This is a genomic window from Sedimentisphaera salicampi (genome assembly GCF_002117005.1).
Classification (GTDB): Bacteria; Planctomycetota; Phycisphaerae; order Sedimentisphaerales; family Sedimentisphaeraceae; genus Sedimentisphaera; species Sedimentisphaera salicampi.
Genome location: NZ_CP021023.1, coordinates 1,281,223 through 1,307,355 on the forward strand (window position 1 = coordinate 1,281,223; position 26,133 = coordinate 1,307,355).

Consider the following 26,133-nt stretch of genomic DNA (forward strand, 5'->3'; position numbering starts at 1 on the left):
CGCAGCCAGCCCGCGCGGGACGGGCTGGTTCAGTGAAGAAACCGTGCAATCTGCGTATTAGATAGTGTACTCCGGCTGGGAGTTCTCGGTATTGAGCTTATTTACCTTAAACGTTACCAAGCTCGTATCATCCTGCTGCTGTGAGAGGCCTGTAAATCTGCGGCGGTAGTTCAGCACAGTTTTCGTTATCGTTTCGGCATCCATTTTATGCGTGCATCTCTTTGCGGTTTGGTAGAGATTTCCCTTGCCCCAGAAATGGCCGTCGAAATTAACCGCATCCACAAGCCCGTCTGTGTAGAACATATAAATGTCGTTTTTCTTGAGGTCTATCGTGCCGCTTTCAAAGCGAGACTTAATATCAAGGCCGAGAACCGGCCCGCCTTTATCCAGTTCGATAATATCATTGTTTCTCAGCAGAAGCCCGGGTTCGTGGCCGCAGTTGGTATAGTGCAGAAGCCCTTTTTTGAATTCAAACACCCCGATAAACGTCGTGATGAATTCGCCCTTAGTGCAGTGTTTGCAGGCGAAATTGTTCAAAACATCTGCGAAATTGAATATGCTGTATCGCCGGCAGCCCCTCCCGCATTCAATAAGAGCCTTAAATCCGCCCCTGAACATAGACATAATCATAGCAGCGGGGATACCTTTGCCAATCACGTCTGCCATAAGGAAAACGAGCGTCTTATCGTCGATTAGGGTGAAGTCGTAGAAATCTCCGCCCACGCTGAAACATGGCCTGTATGAAGCGGCAATATCAAGCCCTTCAATTGCAGGAAGGATTTTGGGCATCATTCTTCGCTGAATAATGCCGGCAAGGTCCATCTGTCCCTGCATCTGATTCATCTTTATTGCTGTTCCGTAGAGGCGGGCGTTTGTAATCGCCACAGCGCACTGAGATGCCACTAACCTTGCTATGGAGATATCGTTTTCGCCGAAGAAGTGTTTCCTTGAGGCATAAAGCCTGAGCACTCCCACCGGCCTCTGGCGGAATTCCATAGACACAGTAAGCTGACTCACAAGCCCCTCCTTCTGGCTGGCAATCGGATACTGCACCCGTTTATCGGTTTGCATATCGTTAATCACAACTGCATTCCCGCGGAAGGCCTCTTTTATCACGGGATCATCTTTTGTTACAGCACCCTTATTCTTGTATGCCTCGCTGAGCCCGTAGGTGCTTCTCATCTCGAGGTCCATTGTTTCCGAAGATAGAAGCCTCATCGAGCAGGCCTTTGCTCCGGAGATCTCAACTGCCGCTTTGGCGAGTTTGTCGAGCACCTCCTGGAGGCTGAATGCTCCTGCTGCAAGGGTTGTGATATTGTATATCTCTTCGTGTATTTCTTTTTTCTTCAGCTTCTTTGCCATATTTATCTTTCTCTAAAGCCGTCAGATAGCTTCAGTATTCTTCTTCCAAACTGCGCGGCAGATGCCCCAGCGGGCATTTATCGCACAAAGGTCTGCGTTTTTTGCAGTAATCTTTCCCCAGCTGCACTATCAGAGCGTGATACTCATTGTAAAGTTTGCTCTCTTCCGGAAGAGCGCTTTCGAAAAGCTCTTTGATTTGTTCGTAATCCGCCGTTTCGTCTATAAACTGATGGCGGATAAATATCCTTGCTGTGTATGCATCCACAACGAAACACGGCTTATCGAGGCAGTAGAGGATGATAGAATCTGCGGTTTCCCTTCCGATGCCCTTGATGCTCAGAAGCTCCTCCCGCAAATCGCCTGCATAAATGTTTTCGAGCGAGTCTATATCTGCGCCGTGATCTTCAATGAGCCATTTCAGGAAAGCTTTCAGCCTCTTTGCCTTAACATTGAAATACCCTGCTGGGCGTATAAGCTCGGTGAGCTTATCGTCCGGGCAGCTGTAAAGGCTTTCGGGGGCAAGCATATTTTCAGCCTTTATATTGTTTATCGCTTTCTCAACGTTGTTCCAGTTTGTATTTTGAGTGAGAATCGCCCCAACTGCTATTTCAAATCGGCTGTCCCCGGGCCACCAGTCCTGCCTGCCGAATCTGTTAAGCAGGATTTCGTAAATTTCAATAAGTCTTTCCTGAATCATAAGATAATTATACTCTCGAAAAATATGGTTGCAATTCCAGTTAGCTTTTTTACGGCATAATTGTAAAAATTATATCTGTGCCTTTCTGCGGAGCTGAATTTATTTTCAGCTCACCGCCATGCCTTTGAACAATCCTCTTGACCACTGCAAGCCCCATCCCGCAGCCGGGATACTCCTCGCGGGGATTAAGCTTTGTGAAAAATCCCGCAGCTTTGTGCGTCTTATCAGGCTCCATCCCTATTCCGTTATCGCTTACGGTAAATTCTATGAGTCCGTCTTTTTCTGCTGCTTTTATATGGATTTTAGGGGCCGACTCGGTTCGAAACTTTATTGAATTGTCAATAATATGACGGAAGAGCTGGAGGATCTGCGTTTCATCCACCCTTGCCTCGGGCATATCCGAAGCAGTTACCTCGGCTCCGCTTTCTGAGATCTCATTTCGCATATCCAGCTTCACATCCTCAATTGTTTCATTCAGGTCGGTAAGCTCAAATTTATGCGCATCTGTTGTTACCCTCGAAAATTCCACGAGACCGTCGATAAATCCGTTTAAATCTCTCGCCCCTTTAAGGGCATTATCCATATAGGCTCTCGTATCTTCTGTGAATTTATTTTCAAGCTCCATCTCAATAAGCTGAAGGTAGCTTGCAATCATCCTGAGCGGCTCCCGCATATCATGAGATACAGCGTAAGCGAGCTGCTGAAGGTCTTCTTCCGCTGCGTTGTTTTGATTTTTGTTGTTTTCTTTCATTACCGATTCCTTTATCATATTCTATGGTGATTTATTTTATTGTTCATTGTCTTGCTATAAAGGCAAATTTCAGTAACATTTTTACAAATGTTTCTAATATCGGAGATTATTTTATGAAAAGACTGGCTATACTCGCCTGCGCAGCAGGAATAATGCTCTTATTCACGGGCTGTAAGACGGTAGAAAAAGAAGAAATCGATTATAACGCCCCTCTGCTTCCCGGGGAGGATGCGCTTGTAAAGATTACTGATCCGGCCAAGCTTCCGGATTTCAGAAGGGCATGCAGGAATCTATACAGCCTTGAAAAGGCTATAGACAACAGCCTCAATTATCTTGCCAAGCCCTCCTCCGAGAACCATTTCCCTATGCAGGGAATAACACACAGCGAGGTGAAAGAAAGCTTGAATCTTTTCAAGGATATTATTCATTCCGGGCTGAATCCCGCCCAGATGTCGGACAGGATAAAAAGCGAGTTTGATGTCTATATGTCTGTAGGCTGCGATAAGCGGGGTACAGTGCTTTTCACCGGCTACTACACGCCGATATTCAGCGGCTCATTCGAGAAAACAGAAAGATTTAAGTATCCGCTGTACAAATCTCCGGATGATTTGGTTAAGGCAGACAACGGCCAGATCCTCGGCAGAGAAAACGCATCTGGAGAGATTGTGCCCTATCCGCCAAGGAGAGAGCTGGTTGATTCAGGGATGCTTGATGGGCTCGAACTGATCTACCTTGAAGACCCTTTCGAGGTTTATATAGCACACGTGCAGGGCTCAGCTAAGATAAAGCTCCCCGACGGCAGGCTCATTACCGTAGGCTATGACGCCACAAACGGGCATGAGTATAAATCCATCTCGGAAAAGGTAAGCAGCGTTTCCGGGATACCAATGGACGAGATGAGCCTTCGTGCTATGATAGATTATTTCAGCGCAAACACCGGGCAGGTGGAGGATATTGTGGCTCAAAACCCAAGATTCGTTTTCTTCCGCAAATCAGAAGGCCCGCCTCACGGGAGCATAAACGAACCGGTAACAAGAATGCGCACTATCGCAACAGACAAGAGCATTTTCCCGAGAGCAGCCCTTACGTTCCTCGATACTTCTCTGCCGCGACTTGTGGGGGAGAATGTGGTCATATATCCGTATCAGGGCTTTATGCTTGATCAGGACACCGGCGGAGCGATCAGGGCTCCGGGCAGGTGTGATGTGTATATGGGGCAGGGAGCCAAGGCCGGCGAAGTAGCCGGGAAGACCTACGAAGAAGGCAAACTCTACTATCTGATTGCGAAATAATAATCAATGGGTAAAACAGCAGTAATAACCGGCGCTGCCGGCAAGCTCGGCGTTGATATCACTTCATCGCTCGCAAGAAACGGCTTCAACTGCCTCTGCCTCTACAACCGCAGTGAAGCCAAGGCGTTTTCAATTGCAGAGCACATCAGGAAGGGATGGAACGTTTCTGCAGCTGCCGTTCAGGCAGACCTTGCAGGCGAGGATACAGAGCAGGTGTATGAAAAGATAAAGCAGAGCCTTGCGAGCCTCAATACTGACAGAACAGTGCTGATTAACTCGGCGAGTATATTCAAAAAAGACAGCGAGCTTGCTGAAGATGAGGATATTATCAGGCTGAACGCAATAGTTCCAGAGAAGCTTTCTCGGTGCCTCTTCGAAGACGAGAAGGCGGGGCTTGAGAGTGTTGTGAATATTTCAGACGCCGCAGCGGGTCTCAGCTGGCCTTCATACAACAAATACTGCCGCTCGAAGGCGGAGCTGAATAATTCCACTCTGCTGCTTGCCAGAGAGTTTGCACCAAGGGTTCGAGTTAATGCGGTCTCTCCAGGGCTTATAAACACTGAAGGCCTTACTGACAAGGAAGTTAAATGGCTTATTGGCAAGATTCCGCTAAAACGCAGGGGAAGCGGAAGAGATGTATCAAACGCTATTGTTTTTCTAATCAAAAACAGCTACATAACCGGCCAGATCATCAATATCGACGGCGGCAGAACACTCAACGACTGACCAACCCCGCTTAAACCTCCGGCATACATGCAGCCTCCCTCTGGCTTGCGGTAAAAAGCGAAATATTCTTTCCTGAAGGCTGCATAGCCTTTTGAAAGGCCTCAAGTGCTTTTTGGGGGGTGTTGTTGTTCTCTGAGATATGCGAAAGACAAGCCCAGCTGAGATTGTCGTTTGCGTTTTCCATAAGGAGAGCAGCTGCCTGCTGGTTTGAGATGTGCCCGCCGTCGCCTTTGATCCTGCTGCGCACGCTGTAGGGATATGGGCCGTTATCGAGCATATAGGGGTCGAAATTGCTCTCGAGCATCACAGCATCAAGCCCGCTTATTATCTCCGAGAGCTCAGGAAATGCAAAGCCCAGATCGGTGAGTATCCCGAGACGCTTGCCCTCTGCCTCTATCACAAATGCACAAGGATTAACCCCGTCGTGAGGCGTTGGGTGAGTTTCCACACATATCCCGCCAAGCTGGATTTTCTCGCCACTATGGAAATGATGAAGGATTTCAACATCTCCAAGCCCGCCGCTTCTGGATTGGTATGTTTTTTCTGAGACTAAAAGCTTATGCCCGAACTTTCGGCTGAATACGCCTGCGTTTTTGATATGGTCGCTGTGATCGTGCGAGATGAAAAGCCCGCTTACATCCCTGATGTCTTTCCCGAAGGCTGCGAGCCTTGCCTTGGCGGCCTTTCCGCTTATTCCTGCATCGAATAGCAGACTCGTCTCACTGGTTTCAACGTATATGCAGTTGCCTCTGCTGCCGGACTGAAGCGATATTACTTTCAAAGCTCTTTCCTTATTGTTTAACGGTTTTTCAAAATTCTAACAAAATCCCGGCAATTGGCAATCCTCACTCTAAAATTAATCCTTACGAGACTGTGAAGTTTGCGACAATTTTTTTGGGCAAAATGCAAATCATAATGCTGCAATGCTTTCAGAATTTTTTGCTGTCTATTTACTGAGCCTGCCCGGCGAAGAAGGAGAACTCGCTAAGAATTTTTTGTCTGCGGGTTTTGTTGGCGAGCAGGGGCGAACCAGCGCGAGCGCCCCGCCTGCGAAGCGTGAAAATCCTGCCAAAAAAAACTTTTGCCTATTCCCTTCTCATTGTCTTTTGTCCACTTATTTCGTCCCGCCTGCGGCGGGCCTTCTTGCGTGGCTCTGATTGTCATTAGTATTCCGTAGCGATTTTACGAGGCGAACATTTAAACAGAGCCGCACGTGGAGGCCCGTTCTTGGCGGAGAGCCTGTCCGCCGAAGGCGGAGAACACGCGGATAAATTCGGCTTTAAAAAGCTTTGCCAAAAAATATTGTCGCACACGAAAATACTTTTTTTTTATATTTTTTGTTTGACATCCGGATTTGAAAGTGTTAGAAGCGGTTAAAGCAAGTTAAATATTAGGAGTTTATTATGAAAAATTTAGCAGTTATTTGTGTATTGTTGTACTCAAGCATTCTTTTTGCCAATTCTGCGCCGGAAGTTACTAACGTACAAGCCAATCAGAGAACCGATGGCTCGGGGATTGTTGAGATCTCTTACACGCTATCCGATGCCGACGGAGACGCCTGCCAAATCTCAGCGGCCGTAAGCGACGACGGCGGAGAGACATATTCAATCACCCCAACCGACCTCTCAGGCGATACAGGGGGAAATATCACTCCGGGCAGCAGAACTATATACTGGAACAGCAAAGCTGATCTCCCGGGAGAATACGGAGAGAACTACAGGGTGAAAATTACTGCCGATGACGGGCAGTCTCCCGAAGGGCCTGCGGGGATGGTCTGGGTTTATATTGATGATCCCGGAGTAAGCGGTCATGAAGGCTTTACCGGTTATATGAGCAAGTATGAGACGACAAACGCCCAGTACTGCCAATACCTCAATGACGCCCTTGCCTCGGGCGATATTGAAATGAATAACTACAACATTTACGGCAGCAGCGGGGATTATTCAGGCCAGATTTACTACGATATGGATGATACACATGCCCAGATATCCTACTCAGACGGCTCTTTCTATGTTAAAACCCGAGACGGGTATGACATGAGCGACCATCCTGTAGTGGAGGTAAGCTGGTATGGAGCGATTGGCTTCTGCGAATACTACGGCTACAGGCTCCCCACAGAGTGGGAGTGGCAGGCTGCGGCAGACTACGACGGCTCATATACCTACGGCTGCGGAACCAGCATAGACCACAGCAAGGCCAATTATGATGATGACAACCCGCTCGGCCTATCAGGCTGGCCATATACAACCCCGGTCGGCTATTACCCAGCCTTCGGCTACGGCCTGTGCGATATGGCGGGAAATGCTTGGGAATGGACAAACTCTATCTACAGTGATAACTATCGTGTTCTCCGCGGCGGCAGCTGGTACTACTACGACTACAACTGCTCCGTCTCGTACCGGTTCAGCTACGTCCCGTACTATGCCAGCTATGGCGGGATCCGTGCTGTGCGTCCGTAGTCTCTGGATTTTCTTTTTCTGTTTTACGGTTTGCAGTTTTACATTTTTAATGGGGGTGCAGGGGGCTTGCCCCCTGCCGAAGTCTTCTAAAAATATGAAACAAAATAATGAATTAAAAGTTATTCAAGATTTTTACGACGTGGATGTAAAATAAAACTCCGTTTCCTCCGCTACCTCTCCGCCGCAGGCGGACAGGCTCGGTAAAAAAACATTTTAAACATCGGAGCAATCGGAATTAACGGAGAGAGACAAAGATGGAAGAAAAGATATTATATAAAGAGCTTTCGGATAGGATTATTGGATGTGCCGTGGAAGTGCACCGAGTATTGGGTCCGGGTTTGCTTGAATCTGCTTACAATCAATGTCTTTGCCGTGAGCTGGATTTGAATGGGATAAAATTTGAGCGTGAAAAGCCTTTGCCTGTGGTCTATAAAGATACCAATCTCGACTGCGGCTACAGATTAGATATTCTTGTGGAAGGGAAGGTTATCGTTGAGCTTAAAAGCGTTGAGGCTATAAAAGGCATCCATGAAGCTCAGATTATTTCTTATATGAAGCTTGCTGATGTGAAAAAGGGGTTTCTGATTAATTTTAATGTGGAAATGTTAAAGAACGGATTGAAAAGCTTTGCTATTAAATAAAAATTCCGTTTCCTCTCCGCCTCAGGCGGATAGGCTCAGTAATAAAACTTTAACAGCGGAGAAATCGGAGTAAACGGAGAATATAATTAAATAATAACTTCGTGTTGGGATAAAGCACGGAAAATGAAAGTAAGAAAATTAAATTTAATGGAGCTGATTATGAAGTCAGGTAAGTTGTATTTTTGTTTGTTTATATCGGCCTGCTTCGCCAGCAATGTATTTGCTTTAATGGGTTATGGCGACTCAAATATTTTCACTATAGATAACCGAAATTTAACTCAAGTTGGTTACGGTGATTCAAATATTTTCACAATCAACAATCGAAATGCGATAACGGTTTCGGCAACCAACAATTGGGATGGCACTGTTACTGTTGAGAGTCTGTCTTGCGTTAATTCTGAACTGTTCAGGAAAGATATAAGAGCTGGAACAAAAGTTTCGTTAGGCGAATTTGATGGCGGAACCTATGAAGATAAATTGGAATTATCACAACTCAATAAACCTTACAAGTATGTTTTACAGGAGGATGTATTCAATGGTGATACAATTGCTGCTTCGAAGGAAGTTACACCTGAAATTATAATGGTTCTCGTTAGAGGCTATGCTGGGAATCCAGTCAGCGACGGGATTGATGAAAGCTATTGGGAATCCGAAGAAGATGAACAGGAAAAGGGTCTTGTCGCTTCTGTTAAAGAATGGTTTGATGAGGAGGATAAGAGGATAACCTGCTGGGATGCAAGTAAAGTTCTTCATGGAAAGAAAACTATTGATTGGAATTACAAAAAGCTGAAAGATTTTATAGAGCAGAAAATAAGCGATTCCGGCCTTTCGGAAGATGTTAAGATTCATCTTTTCGGGCACAGCATGGGCGGATTGATCTCAAGAAAATACGCATGCAAAAATGAATCTCAGGTATTGAAAATATTCTGTGCTCAAACGCCGCATACAGGTTCTCCACTGGGAGACATAGCCAGTATCGCAGAAGTTTCTTCGGCAGCAACATACAGTAATTTTGGTATATTTTGGGATATCAATGAAGCATCATTATGTTTGACTACAAGCTATTTGAACGGGTTTAACGATGAATATAAATCAGAAACTCCGATATACAGCACGTACAGCAGTAATTACAAATCTGTACAAAACTCTTTTTTTCTTAAATGCGGTCATTCACTCATTGAAACATTAAAAGAAACGTCAAAAGCATCGCTTTACTCTGGTTTTTATCCGTATTCATCTGATAGTGACGGGTGCGTGCCTGAGAATTCAGCAAAAGGAAATATATTCTCTTATAGCTACATAACTTTTAACTTAAAGAAAAAAGAAGTTGATATCTCAGACTTTTTTAACTCTGGACTTGACCACAAATCCTGCCATAAACACCCTAAAGTTCTAAATCAGGTAATCAGATGGCTTGGTTATGACGCCCCTTATGTTACTTTGGAAGCTGAATCTCTTAAGCCTATGGAAGAGCAGACTCCGCAATATTATGTTAAAGGATTTAATGGTACTTTCAGTTCGTCTCAGCCTGTCTCTGAAAGCTTTGTCTTAAGCGGTTCTTCAAAAGCAATGATCCAAGGTTTCGGAACAGATCCAAATGCAGTATATGATTTATCTCTTCAGACTCCTGCGGGTCAAACGATAACAAAAGACAACACAAATTCAGACGTTTCCTATACAACCGATAACGGTAACATCTTTTACGAAATTGCAAACCCTGAACCCGGGCAGTGGACAGTTAATCTTTCTACCAGCACTTCCGAAACACAGAAGTATGGAATAAATATCTTTGAGAATGAATTTTTAAGCTTAAATCTCTTTGTTCAGAACTGGTGCAATACAGGTGAGACGGTTGATATAATTGCCGAGTTGAGAGATAATTCAGGAAATATAACAGGAGCAAGCCTTGAAACAGAAGTAATACTCCCTGACGGCAGCTTAGAATCGGTTGCGCTGCTGGATGATGGAAGCGGAGCAGATGAAACTTCAAACGATGGTGTTTTCAGCGGAGCTTATACCGTTGGATCGCAAACTGGAGAATATAATGTATTGTGTAAAGCTTCTGATGGGACTGCGTACGAACGTACTTCTTACGCCAGCTTCAATGTTTCAGAGCCTTCAGTTAGCATTGATGGAGATATTACAGATTCCGGCATTGATAAAGACGCAAATGGATTCTTTGATTGCCTGCGGTTTGATGTGCCGGTAGAGGTTTATAAAAGCGGAGAATACAGACTGACAGGAAATGTTAAAGATTGCAACGATGTAATTATCGCAGAAATAAATTCTGGAGCGATTTCTCTTGACAATGGTCAAGGAATAATTTCCGCGGAAGTAAGTTCTGAGAGGATTACGGATGCAGGAATTAACGGGCCTTATAAGTTTATGTTTGGTGAAATAATCTCTGTCTCTGACGGTCTAACAGTGGCAGATTTTGATTCTTACATAACTGCAAAGTATCTGCTGAGCGATTTTGAACCAAAGGATACTGATGAAGATGGCGTGCCGGACAGTGTCGAGCTTTCTGTAGGGACAGAAATAAATGATCCGGACAGTGATAATGATGGTGCAACAGATCTGGAAGAAATCGGCTATGGCGGTGAGCGGTTAGCTTATGAACCTGAGCAGGATTCTAACCCACTTGAAAAGGATACAGATGAAGACCAAATGGCTGATGGATATGAAATCAGATATGGCTTGAACCCGCTGGTTGATGACACAGAAGGAGACATAGACGTAGATGGATTGACGAATATTGAAGAATATCAACTTCATACAAGACCTGATAAGATCGATACAGATGATGATGGTAGAAATGACAAATGGGAAACGGACAATGGAGCAGATCCGCTGGTATTTGAAGAATATAGCATTATTGAATGTGATATAAATTTGGATGGTAAAGTTGATATCACTGACCTAACTATTCTGATGGAAGAATGGCTCTGCGAATCGGAAGAGTCTATTTCAGATGTGGCTCCTGAAAACGGAGACGGACAAGTTAATATTCTCGATTTCGCCAGTTTTGCAAATTATTGGTAATTAGAAATTCAGAGGAATAGCCCATTAAAAACGCGATAACAGCTTATTTTACACTGCGAAGGAAACTTTAAGCTCGGCCTAAAAAAAGTAAGCTCCCCGAGTGTGGGGAGCTTTTTGTACATATAGCTGCGGTTTTAGCCGACAAGCTTTTTCATATCTTCTTCCACGGTGCTGATTGGTGAGATGTCGAATTTCTCCACGAGCACGTTCGCCACGTTCTCGGAGAGGAATGCCGGCAGGGTTGGGCCGAGGTGTATGTTCTTCACGCCCAGCGCCAGCAGAGCCAGCAGCACTGTAACCGCCTTCTGCTCATACCATGCTACGTTGTACACGATCGGCAGGTCGTTGATGTCTTCTAGCTCGAACACTTCCTTGAGCTTCAGGGCGATCAGGGCGAGTGAGTAGCTGTCGTTGCACTGCCCTGCATCGAGAACGCGCGGTATTCCGCCGATATCGCCGAGGTCGAGTTTGTTGTAGCGGTATTTAGCGCAGCCGGCAGTGAGGATTATCGTATCGCTTGGGAGCTGCTTTGCGAATTCGGTATAGTAGTTTCTTGTATCGTGCCTGCCGTCGCAGCCTGCCATCACTACAAACTTTCTCACAGCGCCTGATTTAACCGCATCTACAACTTTATCTGCAAGCTGCATTACCTGATTATGAGCGAATCCTCCCACAAGCTTGCCGGTTTCGAGCTCTTTCGGGGGCCCGCACTGCTTGGCCATCTCAATAATCTTGGAGAAGTCTTTGCTTCCGCCTTCCGGTCTGTCTGGAATATGCTTCATCCCGGGGAACGCCACAACGCTCGTTGTAAACACCTTGTCTTTGTATGAGTCTTTCGGAGGGACAAGGCAGTTTGTTGTCATAAGTATCGGGCCGTTGAACGCCTCGAATTCGCTGTCCTGAGCCCACCATGAATTACCGTAGTTGCCGATGAAATGGTCGAATTTCTTGAAGGCGGGGTAGTAGTTGGCTGGGAGCATCTCGCCGTGGGTGTAAACATCCACGCCGGTGTTCTCGGTCTGCTCAAGCAGCTCCTGCATATCCTTCATATCGTGGCCTGAGATCAGAATTCCCGGTCTCTGGCCTACTCCAAGATTCACTTCAGAGATCTCAGGGCTGCCGTAAGTTTCGGTATGCGCCTTATCAAGCAATGCCATCACTGAAACGGCATTATTCCCAGCCGCCAGAACCATACTGGTGAGCTCATCAGCAGAGATGTCTTTAGTTGTAGCGGCCAGAGCTTTGATCATAAATTCATTCACTGCCGGGTCTGAGTATCCCAGCACAGCCGCATGGTCTGCGTAGGCAGCAATACCCTTCACGCCGTAGGTGAGCAGTTCACGCAGAGAACGCACATCTTCATTCTCCGTGTTCAAAACGCCGACCTTATCGGCCTTGTCGCGGAATTCATCCTCGCTGCCGCAGTTCCAAGTAAGCACGTCTGAAGAGCCGCAGTCGAGGCCGGCTTCGCTGATGATTCTGTCTCTCAGGGCTAACCCCTTCTTTACTGTTTCGAGGATCCTCTCGTCATCGAAACTCACGTTTGTAACAGTGGTGAAAAGGGCCTTTCGTACAAAATCAACCACTTCTTCATCATAGCGGCCTGCCTTTTCCGCTGCAACTGAAACGCCTTTAACCGTATAGATAAGCAGATCCTGCATATCCGCGGTAGGCCCCTTTTTGCCGCACATTCCGTTCCTGTTACAGCCCTTGTTTCCGAGGGCTTCCTGACATTGATAACAAAACATAATGCAATCCTTTCAAATATAACTGAAATTTATATGAGCTTGTAATTTTCAGCCCCTGAGATCACAGGATTCTGGTTGCGCTTGTTGGGGCGGGGGCTTTTATAACGAGTATTCGCAGTTTTCCTTCGGTGTTGTTTATCCAGCGGTGCGGTATGTTTTTGGGGCTTTCTATAAGATCATCCTTTTCTGTCTGAAAGCTTTCTTCGCCTATCTCCACTAAACCATTGCCTTCCAGTACATAAAATGCTACGTCAACTGGCGTTATGTGTTTTCGAAGAGACTCTCCTTCCTCAAGGGTGAGCTGTATTATCTGGGCTGTGGTTTTATCATAAAGTTTTTGAGCCTTAACATTGTGCGGGTTTTCGGTGAGCGGAGTATCTTTTGTTTTTGTAATTATCATTTTCAGTCCTTTAATTTTCTATCACAAGTTCGGCAAGATCTTCCATCGATACATCTCTAAGGCTTGCCTCAATTGTTTGCTGGAGCGAATTTAGCTTTGCTGTCATGGGACAGCTCCCCTGCCTCGGGCATTTATCCTTCCCGAGAACGCATCTGTTCAGCGTAATCTGCCCCTGAACAGCAGCCACAACCTCAAGCATCGCAATCTCGGAAGGCGGCTTGGCCAGCTCAAAGCCGCCTTTTGCTCCCATAGTGCTCTTCACAAATCCCGCACGCTTGAGAGTTTGAAGCAGTTTGCTTGTTAGCTGGCCGGAAACCTCTTCCTCTTGAGAAAGCTGACGGGAGGTTTTAGACCCTTTCATATAATTTGAGGCCAGGTTTACCATTATCCTGAGAGCGTAGTCTGTGTTTCTTCTTATTACATCCATATCTTCTTCCCTTAATATATAATACTATTTTAGTCCTACTTTGGCAAATGTTCAAGGAAAAAATGAAAAAAAATTGAAAAAGATTTGCCCCGCTTAAAATCAGCTAAAATTCACTGCTCTTAAGTGGATTCTAACTGCCTTATAGACTGTCCTTGGGGCAAGGGGTAATCATTTTCCGTGCTCTTCATAAATTTCTCGAAAGCACACAAAACCATTCCAGAGGCAATGTGCAAATTCGGGTAAGTTTTTAAGGAGCTTCTTTAATCAATTAGTAATTATTCTTTCCCTGCAAATACCTTGCGTTTTAGAAGTCAGACTTCTATTTTGCAAGGTTCTTTTGGTAATTATGGCCTTATCAAAGAGGTGTGGGATGTATTTTTTAAAAAAATTGTAATTTTCCGCTTTTGAAAAACATACATTAATGAAAGAATATTAATCTAAAATAAAAGGGAAAAATATGCGCAAAGCAAATTTTATCGTATTGTCTTTGATTTTTGTATCTGCATCTTTAGGTTCTCAGCTTTGGGAAAATCCTCAGATAACGCAGATTAACCGCGAGCCGGCAAGGGCATTTTCTTATCAGTATGAAGATATTGATTCCGCCAGTTCGCTTGAGAGCAGTAAGGCTGTTAAGAAATCCTTAAACGGCTCTTGGAAATTTAAATGGACAAAACTCCCGGAGCAAAGCCCGAAGCGTTTCTACAGCCAAGGTTACGATGTTTCCGGGTGGGATGATATTGAAGTTCCTTCTAACTGGCAGATGAAGGGCTGGGGCAATCCGATATACCGGAATAACCGCTATCTCTCATTCGACAGCGAGGCCTTTCCCGCTGTTGAAACTCCTTACGGCAATCCAACAGGCTGCTATAGACGCACTTTTACCATTCCGCAAAGCTGGCAGGGCAGGCAGATTTTCGTTCATTTCGATGGCGTGGAGTCGGCCTTTGAGCTTTGGATAAACGGTGAGTTCGCAGGGTATTCGCAAGACAGCAAACTGCCAGCAGAATTCAATCTCACTGAACACATCAAAGACGGGGAGAATACAATCGCCCTCAGAGTATTTAGATGGTGCGATGGAAGCTGGCTCGAAGATCAGGACGGTTTCAATTTAAGCGGGATATACCGTGATGTATGGCTTTTTTCAATGCCTGAAACGGCTGTCTGGGACTACTTTGCCTCTGCAAAGCTCGATAAAAATCACAAAGATGCTGAATTCTCGATTGAAGCTAAAGTTCGGAATTTCTCTGATGAAAGCATAAAGGGGCTGGTTGTTGAATGCCGAATTGCCGGCAAAACGCTCAGAGAGGAAGTTCCGGTAATTTCTGGGCTTGATTCCCGCAAGGTAGTGCTTGCAGCTCCAATTGAAAACCCTGACAAGTGGACAGCAGAAAGCCCTAACCTTTACCCGCTTACGGTTGCTTTGAATAAAAACGGAAAGACAATTCAGACAGCCTCTACAGAATTCGGTTTCCGCGAGATTGAAATCAAAGGTGAGGTTTTCCTTGTAAATGGCAGGCCGGTAAAGCTGAAAGGGGTAAACCGCGTTGAGCACGATCCGGTAAACGGCCATTACATCACCGAAGAGAGGCTGAAAAGGGAGCTCAGCCTAATGAAAAAGTACAATATAAACTGCGTTAGAACGGCTCATTTTCCGTCAAATTCGGAGTTTTACAGTCTCTGCAATCGATATGGGCTGTACGTGATTGATGAGGCAAATGTTGAGAGCTTCGGACACGGGATTGTTACGAGCCCTGTCTGGAAAAACGCTCACGAAAAAAGAATGCGTCGAATGATACAGCGGGACAAGAATCATCCAAGCGTGATAAACTGGTCTGTTGGGAACGAGGCAAGCAACGGCCCGAATATGACGGCGATGCATTATATTGCAAAGCAGATGGACAGCACAAGACACACCTCCTACCATTTCAATACTGAGCCTAAAGTGTATGATATTATCGCAGGCGGAAATGAAAATGGGGGAAGGGGAAGATACTACGACAACAAAACCTTCCGACAAATCGGAGAAGCTGATATGGGCAAGCCCTATATCCGAACCGAAGGTGCTCATGGAATGGGCAATGCTATGGGCGGGCTGAAAGAAACAGTGAAAATTATGGAGCAGTACCCGGGAATAGCAGGTTTCTGTATATGGGACTGGGTAGATCAGGCGATTCTAACCGAAACAGAAGACGGGCGGAAGTATTACGGCTTCGGCGGAGATTTCGGCGAGGTGCAGCACAGCGCAAACTTTTGTCTCAACGGGATTGTGCTTGCAGACCTCTCGGTTACCGGAAAACTCACAGAAGTTGGGTACTGCTATCAGAACGCAGAAATTTCGTGGGCGGATGAGAGCAAGGCCAGCATAGCAATTAAAAATAAAAACTTCTTTACCAATCTCAATCGCTTTGATGGGAAATGGGAGCTCCTCAAAAACGGAAAACCTTATAAATCCGGCGAGCTTGAACTGCCGAAAATTCCTCCGCAGCAAACAGGCGAAATGAAAACTCCAGTGGATGCAGCAAACCTCAGCAAGAAAGAAGAATGGCTTCTCAATGTGTATATTGCCCTGCATGAAGATAAGCTATGGGCTGATAAAGGCTGGCCAATTGTAAAAGAACAGCTCAGCATAACAGGCTTCAGACCTGAGATGAGAGAACCGGAGCAAAGCGGCGGATGGGAAGTTTTGCAAGCCGGAAGCGATAAGGTTTTCAAGTGCAGCAATGCTGAGATCACCCTTAACAAAAGCGGGATTTTTGAAAATTACAGGGTAAACGGCAAGCTGATTCTAAAGCGGGGGCCAAAAGAAGATCTCTGGCGCGCTCCCACAGACAACGACGGGGGTTACGCAAAATCACAGAGAAGCAATAAAAAATACAGCGCAAAATGGCAGAAGGCAGGCCTTGATAATATAGAATGGAGGTTGAATAATTCAGAAATTACACGCTCTAAAGATGGCTTAAAGGTTATAGTAAGCAGGCTGGGGAAATGCAAAGGCGGCATTATTCATTCAAAAATTACTGCCTCGCTTATGGCTGGCGGATTGATAGATTTTCAGTTTGACATAAGAGCCTCAGGCGACTATATTTCCAAACTGCCCTCTCTGCCGAAAATAGGCACAGAATGCATCGCAGCGGAAGGTTTTGAGAATTTTAAGTGGTTTGGCCGCGGGCCGCAGCATAACTACTCCGATAGAAACAACGGAACTCTCGCAAGGGTTTACTCCGGCACGGTGGATGAGCAGTTCGTTTCATTCCCCGTACCTCAGGAGAACGGCAATAAAACGGGGGTCCGCTGGGCGAGCCTTATTGATGGCAGCGGCTTTGGCGTAAAGATTATCGGCAAGCAGATGCTTGAAACCAGCGTAGCTCATTACAGCGATATGAATCTCTCCAAAGCCTACCATACATACGAGCTCAAACGCGAGCCCGAAGTGTTTTGGGATATTGATTTAAAGCAATGCGGCCTTGGGAATGCCAGCTGCGGGAATTTTCCGGCTTTGCCTCAGTATAGGGTGAAGCCCGGGGAGTATTCATTTGGTTATAGGATTGAGCCTTTGGGTATTTAAGTTTAAGATGCCAAATAAGTTTTGTATAAAAAGGAGACTGTTTTGAAAAGAAGAACGTTTTTGAGGAATCTGGGATTTCAGGCGGCAGCCCTTACATTCGGGGCAGGCCTCGCCATCGGGGCTGAGAAGAAAAAGCCGAATTTCGTTTTCTTCATCACAGACGACATCTCACCGCACGATTTAGGCTTCTACGGCAATCAGCACGTTAAAACGCCGAATCTCGACAGAGCGGCAAAGCAGAGCCTCGTGTTTGATAATGCGTATCTTACGATAAGCTCCTGCTCGCCGAGCAGGTGTTCGATTATTACCGGCCGCTATCCGCACAACACCGGCGCCCCTGAGCTGCACACACCACTGCCAAAGCAGCAGCATACGTTTATGCAGGAATTCCACAACGCCGGCTACTACACAGCCCTTGCAGGCAAAAATCACATGGGCAGAAAGGAATCGCTCGGCTTTGATCTTGTGGTTGATTCCCGCCCCTCCGGCTCTGAGAAGTGGATGGATGTGCTCAAGGGAAGGCCGAAGGATAAGCCTTTCTTTATGTGGTTCGCATCGCACGATGCCCACAGGGCTTGGCAGATAAATGATAAGGCGCCGAAGTATGAGCGGGAAGATGTGAATATCCCGCCGATGATGTACGATGGGCCTGCGGCAAGGGGTAATCTTGCCGGCTACTACCACGAGGTTAGCCGTACAGATCATTATGCGGGAAAGGTGCTTGAAGAGCTGAAAAGGCAGGGCGAACTTGAGAATACGTACTTTATCTACACAGCAGATAACGGCCGGCCGTTCATTCGCTGCAAGAATTATATGTATGACAGCGGGATTAAAACGCCGCTGCTGATAAAAGGCCCTGGCGTTAAGCAGGGAAGGACAGATTCGCTGGTAAGCTCTGTTGACTATGCGGCAACCTTCCTCGAACTTGCCGGATTGAAAAAGCCGGAAACTGTGCAGGGAGTGAGCTTTGCTCGAACGCTCAGCAACCATCAGCACCAGAGCAGGGATGTTGCATTTGCCGAGAGGAACTGGCACGTATATAAACTTCACGAACGGATGGTTCGCACGGGAGACTGGCTCTACATCTGGAACGCATACCCGGGAGAATACAACGTATGCGGGGAGAGCGCCAGCTACGGTTTTGATGATGTGAAGGAATTCTGGAAGGCGGCCGAAGAGGGCAAGCTCACTGTAAATCAAATGAAGGTTACAAAGAAGGAACAGCCCGAAGAGCAGCTTTTCAACGTCCGTGAAGACCCGCACCAGTTCTGCGACCGCTCCAAAGACCCTGCCTGCAAAGAGATTATGAATAAGATGCGAAGCCTGCTGGATAGATGGAAAAAGCAGACCGGCGACAGCGTGCCGAAAAACCCCACTCCGGACAGAGGCACTCTTCACCACAATGGTAAAATGGGCAAAAGAGGGGATTTTCCCGGGGCGGCAAACAACGCCACTGAGATAAATCATCCCGGCCCAATAAAGCTTTAGCATCAGCGCATAAGAAAGGCCGGCTATACAAACCGGCCTTTTAAATTCATATTGCTGAGGTCAGCTTATTTGCATTCAGCAGCTTTGCCTGAGCAGCCGAGAACTTCAAGCTTATGGAGAACCATATTCTCGATAGCATCACGGCCTGGTCCGAGGTATTTACGCGGATCGAATTCGCTTGGGTTTGTTGCGAAAACTTCACGAATCTTCGCTGTAAGAGCCATACGGAGGTCTGTATCGATATTAACCTTGCAGATAGCCATCTTTGAAGCCTCTGTAATAGCTTCCTCCGGCACACCCATAGCGTCCGGCATATCGCCGCCGTATTTATTGATCAGATCCTTGAATTCCGGGAGCACTGAGCTTGAACCGTGCATAACCAGCGGGAATTCCGGAATCTTCTCTGAGATCTTCTCGATCACGTCGTATGCGAGCTTTGGAGCTTCCTTAAACTTGTAAGCGCCGTGGCTTGTTCCGCAGGCGATAGCGAGCGAGTCAACGCCGGTTTTCTCTACAAATTCAACAGCCTGATCGGGATCAGTAAGGTGTTTCATTACGTCATCAGAAGAAACGCCTACAACATCCTCTTCAATGCCTCCGAGCTGCCCGAGCTCTGCCTCTACTACTACGCCGTGGTCGTGAGCGTATTCAACAACCTTCTTTGTAATCGCGATATTTTCTTCGAGTTCGTGGTGAGACCCGTCAATCATTACTGATGTGAAGCCGTCATCAACACACTGCTTGCAGGTTTCGAAGCTGTCGCCGTGGTCGAGGTGCATGGCAATCGGGATATCAGGATTCTGCTCCACTGCCACATCAATAATCGCCTTGAGGTAATTCATATCCGCATACTTCCTTGCACCTTTGGATACCTGAAGTATCAGCGGAGACTTGGTTTTAGCGATTGCATTAACAATACCCTGAGTGATCTCCATGTTGTTCACGTTGAAAGCACCAATCGCATAGCCGCCCTTATATGCGGCATCGAACATCTTTTTGGTTGTTACAAGAGGCATTACACGCTCCTTTATCTTAAAAGATTCTTAAATTTATCAATTGCGTTAAAAAAGCGCAGACTCCCTGCGCTCAAACAAAGGAGATATGTTATTCAATCGGGGTTTATTGTCAAGCAGGCAATATTTTGGACTCTTGCAAATATTTATTTTCGTGCTGGGCAAGTTATTACATCGCAATTATTCAGCCTGCTTATTTTTTATGCCGGCAGCGAGGTCTCTGAATGTGCCTATAAGCAAAACTGCAAGCAGAATTACAGCAGAAGAGTTCCTCAGCCATGCCGGGGGCATAGCCATTGCTGCCTCTGCCACATTCATACCCACCTCAAAGGTGAAGTAGTCTAAAATGATGCCCGCAGCAAGCGCACAAACCACCACTGAACCGAAATACAGCAGAGCGCACCGGCCTCCAAAATGCTTCCAGAGCACGGCATAAGATGCGGCGTTGGTTGCAGGGCCTGTCATCAAAAATACAAGCGCCGCTCCGGGTGAAAGCCCTTTCATTATCAGAGCCGCCGCAATCGGCACAGAAGCCGAGGAGCATACGTAAATCGGAATACCCAGAACAACCATCAATGCAAGAGTCCAAAAGCCGGGCTGAATCTGCTCAACAAAGAAATCATCGGGCACAATAACTGTAATCAGGGCAGCTATTATAAGCCCTATAAGCATAGCCCTGCCTGTTTTTAGGGGCAGATGCGCAAAGCCGAACGAGAAAGTTTCCTTCAGCACCCCTCCGGCCCCAAGCCTTTTGAGCTGCTGACTGTAAGTTTCGGTGTTTTCATTCTTGCTTTTATCTTGCTGCTGCGCAGGCTGCTGGTCTGCGGAAGTGGCAAGTTCCTTATCGAATATGCTCACTGCCATCCCCCCGAAAATACCGGAGATGAAGGCTGCAACCGGACGCACAATTGCGAATACAGGGCCTAAAAGCGAATATGTAACTGCAACGCTGTCTATCCCCGTCTGGGGGGTAGATATAAGAAACGAAACCGCAGACCCCTTGCCCGCTCCTGCCTCCTTGAGCGAAAGCGTTACCGGCATAACTCCGCACGAACAAAGCGGCAGCGGCACCCCGAACAGGGAAGCCTTAAACACAGCCGGCAAACTCCCTCCGCCCAAATGCCTTCTAACGAATGAAGCAGATAGAAAAACAGACACAAGACCTGCTATAAAAAAACCAAGGATAAGATATGGCGACATTTCACCAAGAATATCCCAGAAATCTTTCAAAAATGTTTTCAAAAAGCCCATAGATGCACCTCTTTCGTTTTTTTGAGATTAAAACTTTAAACTTTTTTCGAGGAGTTAGTACGTAAATGAGTTTTGTTTGTGCATTTTTATCTAAAGGCGGTAAAAATAGGCAGGGATCTATTCATCGAGTTTTTCAGGATTTTCTAAAAATTCAGCAAATTTTGCGAGATATTTTGCCGCATAAAAGGGCGAAACTGTTTTAGCGTTTACAGAAAGGCAAAAATTCATCCTCTTCTGGCTAACCACCCTTCCTCCCTTCATCACCAGCTCCGCTTCAGGCCTGCCCACGGAAATAATAGCGTTGGAGTCTGCCGGAGGGATTGCTACGAAAGAATTTATGCCATACATCCCAAGACTGCTCAGAGCAATAGAAGCATTGTTCATCTCCTCGGGCGAGAGCTTGTCTTCTCGGGCACGGCGGGTAAGATCTTCGCTCGTCTCGGCAATCTGGGCAAGGGAAAGAAGCTCAACCGCTCGTATTACGGGCACGAATAATATCCCAGACCTGCTTGCAACAGCAAAGCTTACATCTATCGTATCGGCTATTCTTATTTTTTCAGCCTCTACGCGTGAAAGCATAAACGGGAACTTCTCAGCACCCCGGGCAGCAGCAGCAAAAAAGATGTCATTGGTAGAAACACGCACCCCGGATGCCTTTGCGTAATCACGCCTGAAACGATTCAGGGAATCTGTGCAAACGCTTTTGTTGATATAATGCGAAGGAATAGTGCGTTTTGAATGCAGCATCCGCTGGCCGATAAGATTCTGTATTCTCGTTAAAGGTGCCCTTTTCTCCATATGCTTTCCGTGTAAATAAAAGAGTTGAACAATTAGTAAAGATTGTACATAAAGGCCGATATATTGCAAACTGATTAAACGGTTCGGAATTTGCATTTCTGTAAACGCTCATTTAAAAAGCGCCAGAAATAAATATAATAATATGCAATTCTTAAGAAATTTATAAGGAGAAATATGATTTACAAAACATTCGGCAAGACAGGTTACAAGGTTTCTTCAGTAGGCTTCGGAGGAATGCGATTCGATTTGAACTACAGCAACTCTGATAATTCCTACCTCCTCGACTATGCTTGGGATAAAGGTATTAACTTTTTCGACTCAGCTCCGGGTTACTGCGAAGACAAAAGCCTTGATATATTCGGCCACTTCTGCAAGAGGACTAAATCAATACGTGATCAGTATTATGTATCTTCAAAGCTTATGCCGCAGATGGTGAGCTCTGCAAAGGATACAATCGAGCAGGTTGACAAGGCCCTTAAAAGGCTAAACACAGATTATATCGATTTCTTCTATGTATGGTGCATAAGGAATCTGAATCAATACGACGAGGCTGCTAAGGCCGACGGGCTGATTGAAGGCCTTGAGAGATGCAGAGAACAGGGCAAAATCAGGCATATAAATGTCTCCTCACATCTCAGGGGCAAAAGGCTGAATAAAGTGCTTGAGAAGCGTGATTTCGCTGGGATTCTCGTGGGCGTAAACATCCTGAACTTTATGTTCCGCTGGGATGCAGTGGAAACAGCTTACAACAGCGGAGCAGGGGTAGTTGCGATGAATCCGCTTGCAGGCGGTATGATACCGCAGCACGAAGAGAGATTCAGCTTCATTTCAAGCGGAAGCGAATCTCCCACAGATGCTGCTCTTAAATTCTGCATAGGAAGCCCTGAAATCACCGTTACGCTAAACGGCTTTACAACGAAAGAGCATATCGATCAGGCGTGCCGGTGCGCAGATGAAAGCAAACCGCTCAGCAAGGAACAGAAAGAGCAGATAGCTAATATGCTCAGCGACAACTTCAACGACCTCTGCACAGCCTGCGGCTACTGCGACAGCGAATGTCCCAAGGGCATACCCGTATCCTCATATATGCAGTTTTACAACAGAAAACTGATTGAAAACAAAAGCGACAAAGACCTCAAAGAGGATCTCAAGTTCAGCCGAGAATGGGGCATACTCAACGACAGAGCAGCCGAAGCCGCAGACTGCATTAAATGCAAAAGGTGCGAAGAGGCCTGCACCCAGCACCTCAATATTACAGAGAGGCTTGAGCATATCGAAACGATCGAAGAAGAGCTCAAGAACGAAAATCAGAAAGCTTAAATGGCAAAAAAGACTCAAAGAGAAAAGAGCAGGCAGAGGAAAAAGCTAAAAATTCAGCTTCGCTTGATGCTCAAGAGCATTGACCTTCGCCCGCACAGCGTTGCGAGCAAGTGCAGGCTTCAGTTTGGGCTTGCGATTATCGTAATCCTTACTCTTGCGCTTCTTTTTCCTTACCTCTGGATGAACAAACTTGCAGACAAAGCCGGCTACGATACCGTAGTTACAGTGTCTAAGCTGGTGATAAAAAACGAACTCGAGGGCAATTCAGACTTTTCGGAAAAGTATATTCAGCAGGAGGGACTGAGAGACACCAAAGAGAGCGAAAGCTTTATAAGATGGGTTGACCTTCGCACTGCTGAAGCGGAAAAGCAGGCCGATTTGAGCGAAAAGCAAAAGCAGATTATCCAAAAGCTAAGGGAATCCAGCGAAACAAATATGCGTTTCTGGAGGACTGAATCGAAGGACAAAGCGTACAATAATCTCCTCAGGCTCGTTACAAATGAGGAGGTTTATTCTAATGATGCAATTCAGGAGCTCAATGCTGCAAACCCGAAGCAGGTTGTTGGAGCGGTGATTGTGAAACTGCTGGATGAGAATCGCGGCAAAACGATGCTTATGAATAAGATCTGCATCATATTTGCCGGCTTCCTCGCAGGCTGCGGAGCGATAATCACGGTTTACGTTATCATTCAGCGAGTAATTTTAAGCCCCATACGACAACTCAGGGCCCTTGTGAGCAATGTGTCCGAGGGTAATATCAATGCCCGTTCTTCAATCAAAACCAACGACGAATATCAGCGTTTTGCTGAAGGCTTCAACCAAATGCTCGACGGACTCAGAGACAGCCAGCAAAAGCTGAGAAAAGCAAATAAGCAGCTTGATGAGAAAATCGTAGAGCTTTCTGAGAGAAACGTGGAGCTGTTTAAGGCCAACAAGCTGAAAAATGAATTCCTCGCCAATATGAGCCACGAATTCAGAACGCCTCTGAATGCAATCATAGGCTTCTCAGACCTGCTCAGAGACAATACACCCCGCTCGCCTGAGAAGATATCCAGATACGCGGGGAATATCTCTGAGAGCGGGCGAAATCTTCTGAGCATGATAAATGATCTGCTCGATCTCGCCAAGGCTGAGGCCGGCAGGCTTGAGCTCAGGATAGATAAAACAAGCGTCCCCGAGCTCTGCAGAGGGGTTGTAAGCTTCTTCTACGGTATGGTGCAGAAGAAAAATATCAGCCTTGAGCTGGAGGTGGATGATGAGATTCCAATTATCAAGACCGACGCATCAAAGGTGCAGCAGATACTCTACAACTTCATCAGCAACGCGATAAAATTCACGCCCGAAGAGGGTGAAATCAAGATGGACGTTATGATGGCCGATGAGAAAACGGTTCGCATCTCAGTAACTGACACCGGCTGCGGCATACCGAAAGACCAGCAGGAATCGATATTCGGCAAATTCCGCCAGCTCGACGGGTCTATAACGAGGATGGTTCCGGGAAGCGGGCTTGGACTTGCTATATCTAAAGAACTCGCCAACCTGCTTGCAGCCAATATAGGCGTTGAAAGCGAACCTGAGAGAGGCGCAACCTTCTATCTGGAAATCCCCGTGATACTGGAAGAGGAAAACAAGGAAGAATAAGACCTAAAAAGCATAAATTTGCAAGCCTCAAAAAAAAATCTTGACAATACAGGGAGATTGTTGTAGAATTATGGGTGTCGTTCGGAAAAAATAATTTGATTTATTCTGGAGAAGAGATGAGATTTTTTTTAGCAATCGGTTTTTGTTTATGCTTCATATCTGGTATTATTTGGGCGGATACTTTTGGGACTGGAAGCGATCAGTTTGATATGGATTTTGTGACGATATCAGGAGAAAGCAACCCAAACAGCGGTTACGGCATCGTCGATGGCGATTATCGCATGGGCAAATTCGAGATTACGAACGACCAGTGGAACAAATTCGTCAACATCAACGGAGCTCCTACGGGCGATCCGTCTGACGCTTACGATCAAAATGGCGGCTGGAGCGGCGCAAATGTTCCGACTAACGAGGTCAGTTGGCACGAGGCAGCTCAGTTCGTTAACTGGCTTAACACCTCGAAGGGCTACCAGGCGGCGTACAAATTTACGGGCACTAAGGGCCAGAGCGACTACGCACTGGACACTTGGAGCGCCACCGAAGCCGATAACGGCACGAACCTCTACCGCCATAAAGATGCGTTTTACTACCTGCCGACACACGATGAGTGGATCAAGGCGGCATATTGGAATGGGACGGAACGTCAGACATACGCGACCAAGCCCGGTGAGTCGTTACATCTGGGCAATGGTCAAAGCGGTTCGGGCTGGAATTACACCGTCAATTATCCCCAAGACCCACCACCGCCAGGCCCTTGGGACGTAGGCAGCGGCAGCGAAGAATTGAACGGCACATTCGACATGATGGGTAATGTAGCAGAGTGGATAGAAACCAGCGAATTTCTGAGTTCCGATTATGGAGTTCAGACCAATCGACTACTGCGCGGTGGGTCCCATCTCAGTTTCTATGGCCAAAACTTTGATTACGACGGAGATAACAACATTACCAACACCTACCCGAGCAATGAACAAGACTATATTGGGTTCCGTGTTGCCTCAGAACCTGAGCCCGCTATTTCGTTAGCAGCAGACCTAAACGAAGACGGCTTGGTAAATGTTGAAGATTTGGCAATATTCTCAAGCCAATGGCTACTGACAGAAAATTAAACACCAGTTTTTATAACGTTGCTGATTAAGAAAAGACCGGAATGAGAAAGTAAAATCTCTTATTCTGGTCTTTTTGTTTATTAGGAAGCTATTTGTAAGTCGGAGTGGCGAGATTCGAACTCACGACCCCTTGCTCCCAGATGAAAGAATGGCTTGGGAATTGATTTTTAAATAAAATAACATCTTGTAAAGAAGTAATACGTTAATTTGACAAACAAATTTAGTTTGATATAGTACTTATCATTATGAAAAATAAGAATAATAAAAAATCATTTATACGACTTATAAGCTGCAGTTTTTCAATGTTTGGTGCTTTTATTTACCCAAACGTTATTGCTGACAAAATCCCTGAGCGTCCTCGCAAAATTCCGGCTCACAGCAAAAGCGTATGGGAGGCTATAGGCGG

20 protein-coding genes are annotated in these 26,133 nt (G+C 46.2%); 10 read left to right on the plus strand and 10 right to left on the minus strand.

Annotation, left to right across the window (positions count from 1 at the left end):
* Positions 1 to 57: 57 nt before the first annotated feature.
* From STSP1_RS04785 to STSP1_RS04795, 3 genes are read right to left on the minus strand one after another with little or no spacing between them, the layout of a single operon-like run.
* On the minus strand, positions 58 to 1,362 hold the full coding sequence (locus tag STSP1_RS04785; protein WP_085755260.1) for a GAF domain-containing SpoIIE family protein phosphatase: 1,305 nt from the start codon (positions 1,360 to 1,362) through the stop codon (positions 58 to 60).
* Between the two features lie 31 nt (positions 1,363 to 1,393).
* Positions 1,394 to 2,059 (minus strand): endonuclease III domain-containing protein, encoded by a 666-nt coding sequence (locus STSP1_RS04790; protein WP_085755261.1) that lies wholly within the window; start codon positions 2,057 to 2,059, stop codon positions 1,394 to 1,396.
* Positions 2,060 to 2,108: 49 nt separating this feature from the next.
* On the minus strand, positions 2,109 to 2,810 hold the full coding sequence (locus STSP1_RS04795; protein WP_161491609.1) for a sensor histidine kinase: 702 nt from the start codon (positions 2,808 to 2,810) through the stop codon (positions 2,109 to 2,111).
* A 113-nt stretch (positions 2,811 to 2,923) separates the two neighbouring features.
* On the opposite strand from STSP1_RS04795, the gene STSP1_RS04800 reads away from it, so the two are divergent.
* Together STSP1_RS04800 and STSP1_RS04805 are read left to right on the plus strand one after the other, a co-directional pair.
* A complete protein-coding gene (locus tag STSP1_RS04800) occupies positions 2,924 to 4,102 on the plus strand; it encodes an MltA domain-containing protein (protein ID WP_161491610.1) in 1,179 nt (392 codons plus the stop codon).
* Between the two features lie 6 nt (positions 4,103 to 4,108).
* The gene (locus STSP1_RS04805) at positions 4,109 to 4,828 is read left to right on the plus strand and encodes an SDR family oxidoreductase (RefSeq protein WP_085755264.1); all 720 of its coding nucleotides are present in this window, start codon (positions 4,109 to 4,111) and stop codon (positions 4,826 to 4,828) included.
* A 10-nt stretch (positions 4,829 to 4,838) separates the two neighbouring features.
* On the opposite strand, the gene STSP1_RS04810 is transcribed toward STSP1_RS04805, so the two are convergent.
* Positions 4,839 to 5,609 (minus strand): MBL fold metallo-hydrolase, encoded by a 771-nt coding sequence (locus tag STSP1_RS04810; protein ID WP_085755265.1) that lies wholly within the window; start codon positions 5,607 to 5,609, stop codon positions 4,839 to 4,841.
* A gap of 622 nt (positions 5,610 to 6,231) precedes the next feature.
* On the opposite strand from STSP1_RS04810, the gene STSP1_RS04820 reads away from it, so the two are divergent.
* From STSP1_RS04820 to STSP1_RS04830, 3 genes are all read left to right on the plus strand, one after another.
* A complete protein-coding gene (locus STSP1_RS04820) occupies positions 6,232 to 7,287 on the plus strand; it encodes a formylglycine-generating enzyme family protein (RefSeq protein WP_085755267.1) in 1,056 nt (351 codons plus the stop codon).
* Between the two features lie 254 nt (positions 7,288 to 7,541).
* On the plus strand, positions 7,542 to 7,928 hold the full coding sequence (locus STSP1_RS04825) for a GxxExxY protein (RefSeq protein ID WP_193432583.1): 387 nt from the start codon (positions 7,542 to 7,544) through the stop codon (positions 7,926 to 7,928).
* A 159-nt stretch (positions 7,929 to 8,087) separates the two neighbouring features.
* The gene (locus STSP1_RS04830; RefSeq protein WP_226997515.1) at positions 8,088 to 10,970 is read left to right on the plus strand and encodes a choice-of-anchor X domain-containing protein; all 2,883 of its coding nucleotides are present in this window, start codon (positions 8,088 to 8,090) and stop codon (positions 10,968 to 10,970) included.
* A 134-nt stretch (positions 10,971 to 11,104) separates the two neighbouring features.
* On the opposite strand, the gene hcp is transcribed toward STSP1_RS04830, so the two are convergent.
* The 3 genes from hcp to STSP1_RS04845 all read right to left on the minus strand — a co-directional run bounded on the left by hcp (position 11,105) and on the right by STSP1_RS04845 (position 13,545).
* Positions 11,105 to 12,718, minus strand: a complete 1,614-nt coding sequence (gene hcp, locus STSP1_RS04835; RefSeq protein WP_085755269.1) for a hydroxylamine reductase — start codon at positions 12,716 to 12,718, stop codon at positions 11,105 to 11,107.
* Positions 12,719 to 12,779: 61 nt separating this feature from the next.
* Positions 12,780 to 13,118, minus strand: coding sequence for a cupin domain-containing protein (locus tag STSP1_RS04840; protein ID WP_085755270.1), 339 nt, complete (start codon positions 13,116 to 13,118; stop codon positions 12,780 to 12,782).
* A 10-nt stretch (positions 13,119 to 13,128) separates the two neighbouring features.
* Positions 13,129 to 13,545, minus strand: a complete 417-nt coding sequence (locus STSP1_RS04845; protein ID WP_085755271.1) for an RrF2 family transcriptional regulator — start codon at positions 13,543 to 13,545, stop codon at positions 13,129 to 13,131.
* Positions 13,546 to 14,002: 457 nt separating this feature from the next.
* On the opposite strand from STSP1_RS04845, the gene STSP1_RS04850 reads away from it, so the two are divergent.
* Both STSP1_RS04850 and STSP1_RS04855 read left to right on the plus strand, forming a co-directional pair.
* Positions 14,003 to 17,110 carry a glycoside hydrolase family 2 TIM barrel-domain containing protein gene (locus STSP1_RS04850; RefSeq protein WP_085755272.1) on the plus strand — a complete coding sequence of 1,036 codons (3,108 nt, stop codon included), beginning with the start codon at positions 14,003 to 14,005 and terminating at the stop codon, positions 17,108 to 17,110.
* 42 nt (positions 17,111 to 17,152) lie between these two features.
* Positions 17,153 to 18,598: a sulfatase family protein gene (locus tag STSP1_RS04855; protein WP_226997516.1), complete on the plus strand. Its 1,446-nt coding sequence runs from the start codon at positions 17,153 to 17,155 to the stop codon at positions 18,596 to 18,598.
* A 65-nt stretch (positions 18,599 to 18,663) separates the two neighbouring features.
* Here the strand turns inward: STSP1_RS04855 and fba are convergent, their stop codons facing one another.
* From fba to STSP1_RS04870, 3 genes are all read right to left on the minus strand, one after another.
* Positions 18,664 to 19,614, minus strand: a complete 951-nt coding sequence (fba, locus tag STSP1_RS04860) for a class II fructose-1,6-bisphosphate aldolase (RefSeq protein WP_085755274.1) — start codon at positions 19,612 to 19,614, stop codon at positions 18,664 to 18,666.
* Positions 19,615 to 19,791: 177 nt separating this feature from the next.
* Positions 19,792 to 20,862 carry an SO_0444 family Cu/Zn efflux transporter gene (locus STSP1_RS04865; RefSeq protein WP_085755275.1) on the minus strand — a complete coding sequence of 357 codons (1,071 nt, stop codon included), beginning with the start codon at positions 20,860 to 20,862 and terminating at the stop codon, positions 19,792 to 19,794.
* A 117-nt stretch (positions 20,863 to 20,979) separates the two neighbouring features.
* On the minus strand, positions 20,980 to 21,660 hold the full coding sequence (locus tag STSP1_RS04870; protein ID WP_161491611.1) for a 2-oxo acid dehydrogenase subunit E2: 681 nt from the start codon (positions 21,658 to 21,660) through the stop codon (positions 20,980 to 20,982).
* 174 nt (positions 21,661 to 21,834) lie between these two features.
* Between STSP1_RS04870 and STSP1_RS04875 the strand changes: the two genes are divergently transcribed.
* From STSP1_RS04875 to STSP1_RS04885, 3 genes are all read left to right on the plus strand, one after another.
* Positions 21,835 to 22,980 (plus strand): aldo/keto reductase, encoded by a 1,146-nt coding sequence (locus STSP1_RS04875; protein WP_085755277.1) that lies wholly within the window; start codon positions 21,835 to 21,837, stop codon positions 22,978 to 22,980.
* Complete coding sequence (locus tag STSP1_RS04880; protein WP_085755278.1) at positions 22,981 to 24,621, plus strand: sensor histidine kinase; 1,641 nt, start codon at positions 22,981 to 22,983, stop codon at positions 24,619 to 24,621. It begins immediately after the preceding gene.
* Between the two features lie 116 nt (positions 24,622 to 24,737).
* Entirely contained in the window at positions 24,738 to 25,727 is a 990-nt protein-coding gene (locus tag STSP1_RS04885) for a formylglycine-generating enzyme family protein (RefSeq protein ID WP_085755279.1), read from the plus strand.
* Positions 25,728 to 26,133: the final 406 nt, after the last annotated feature.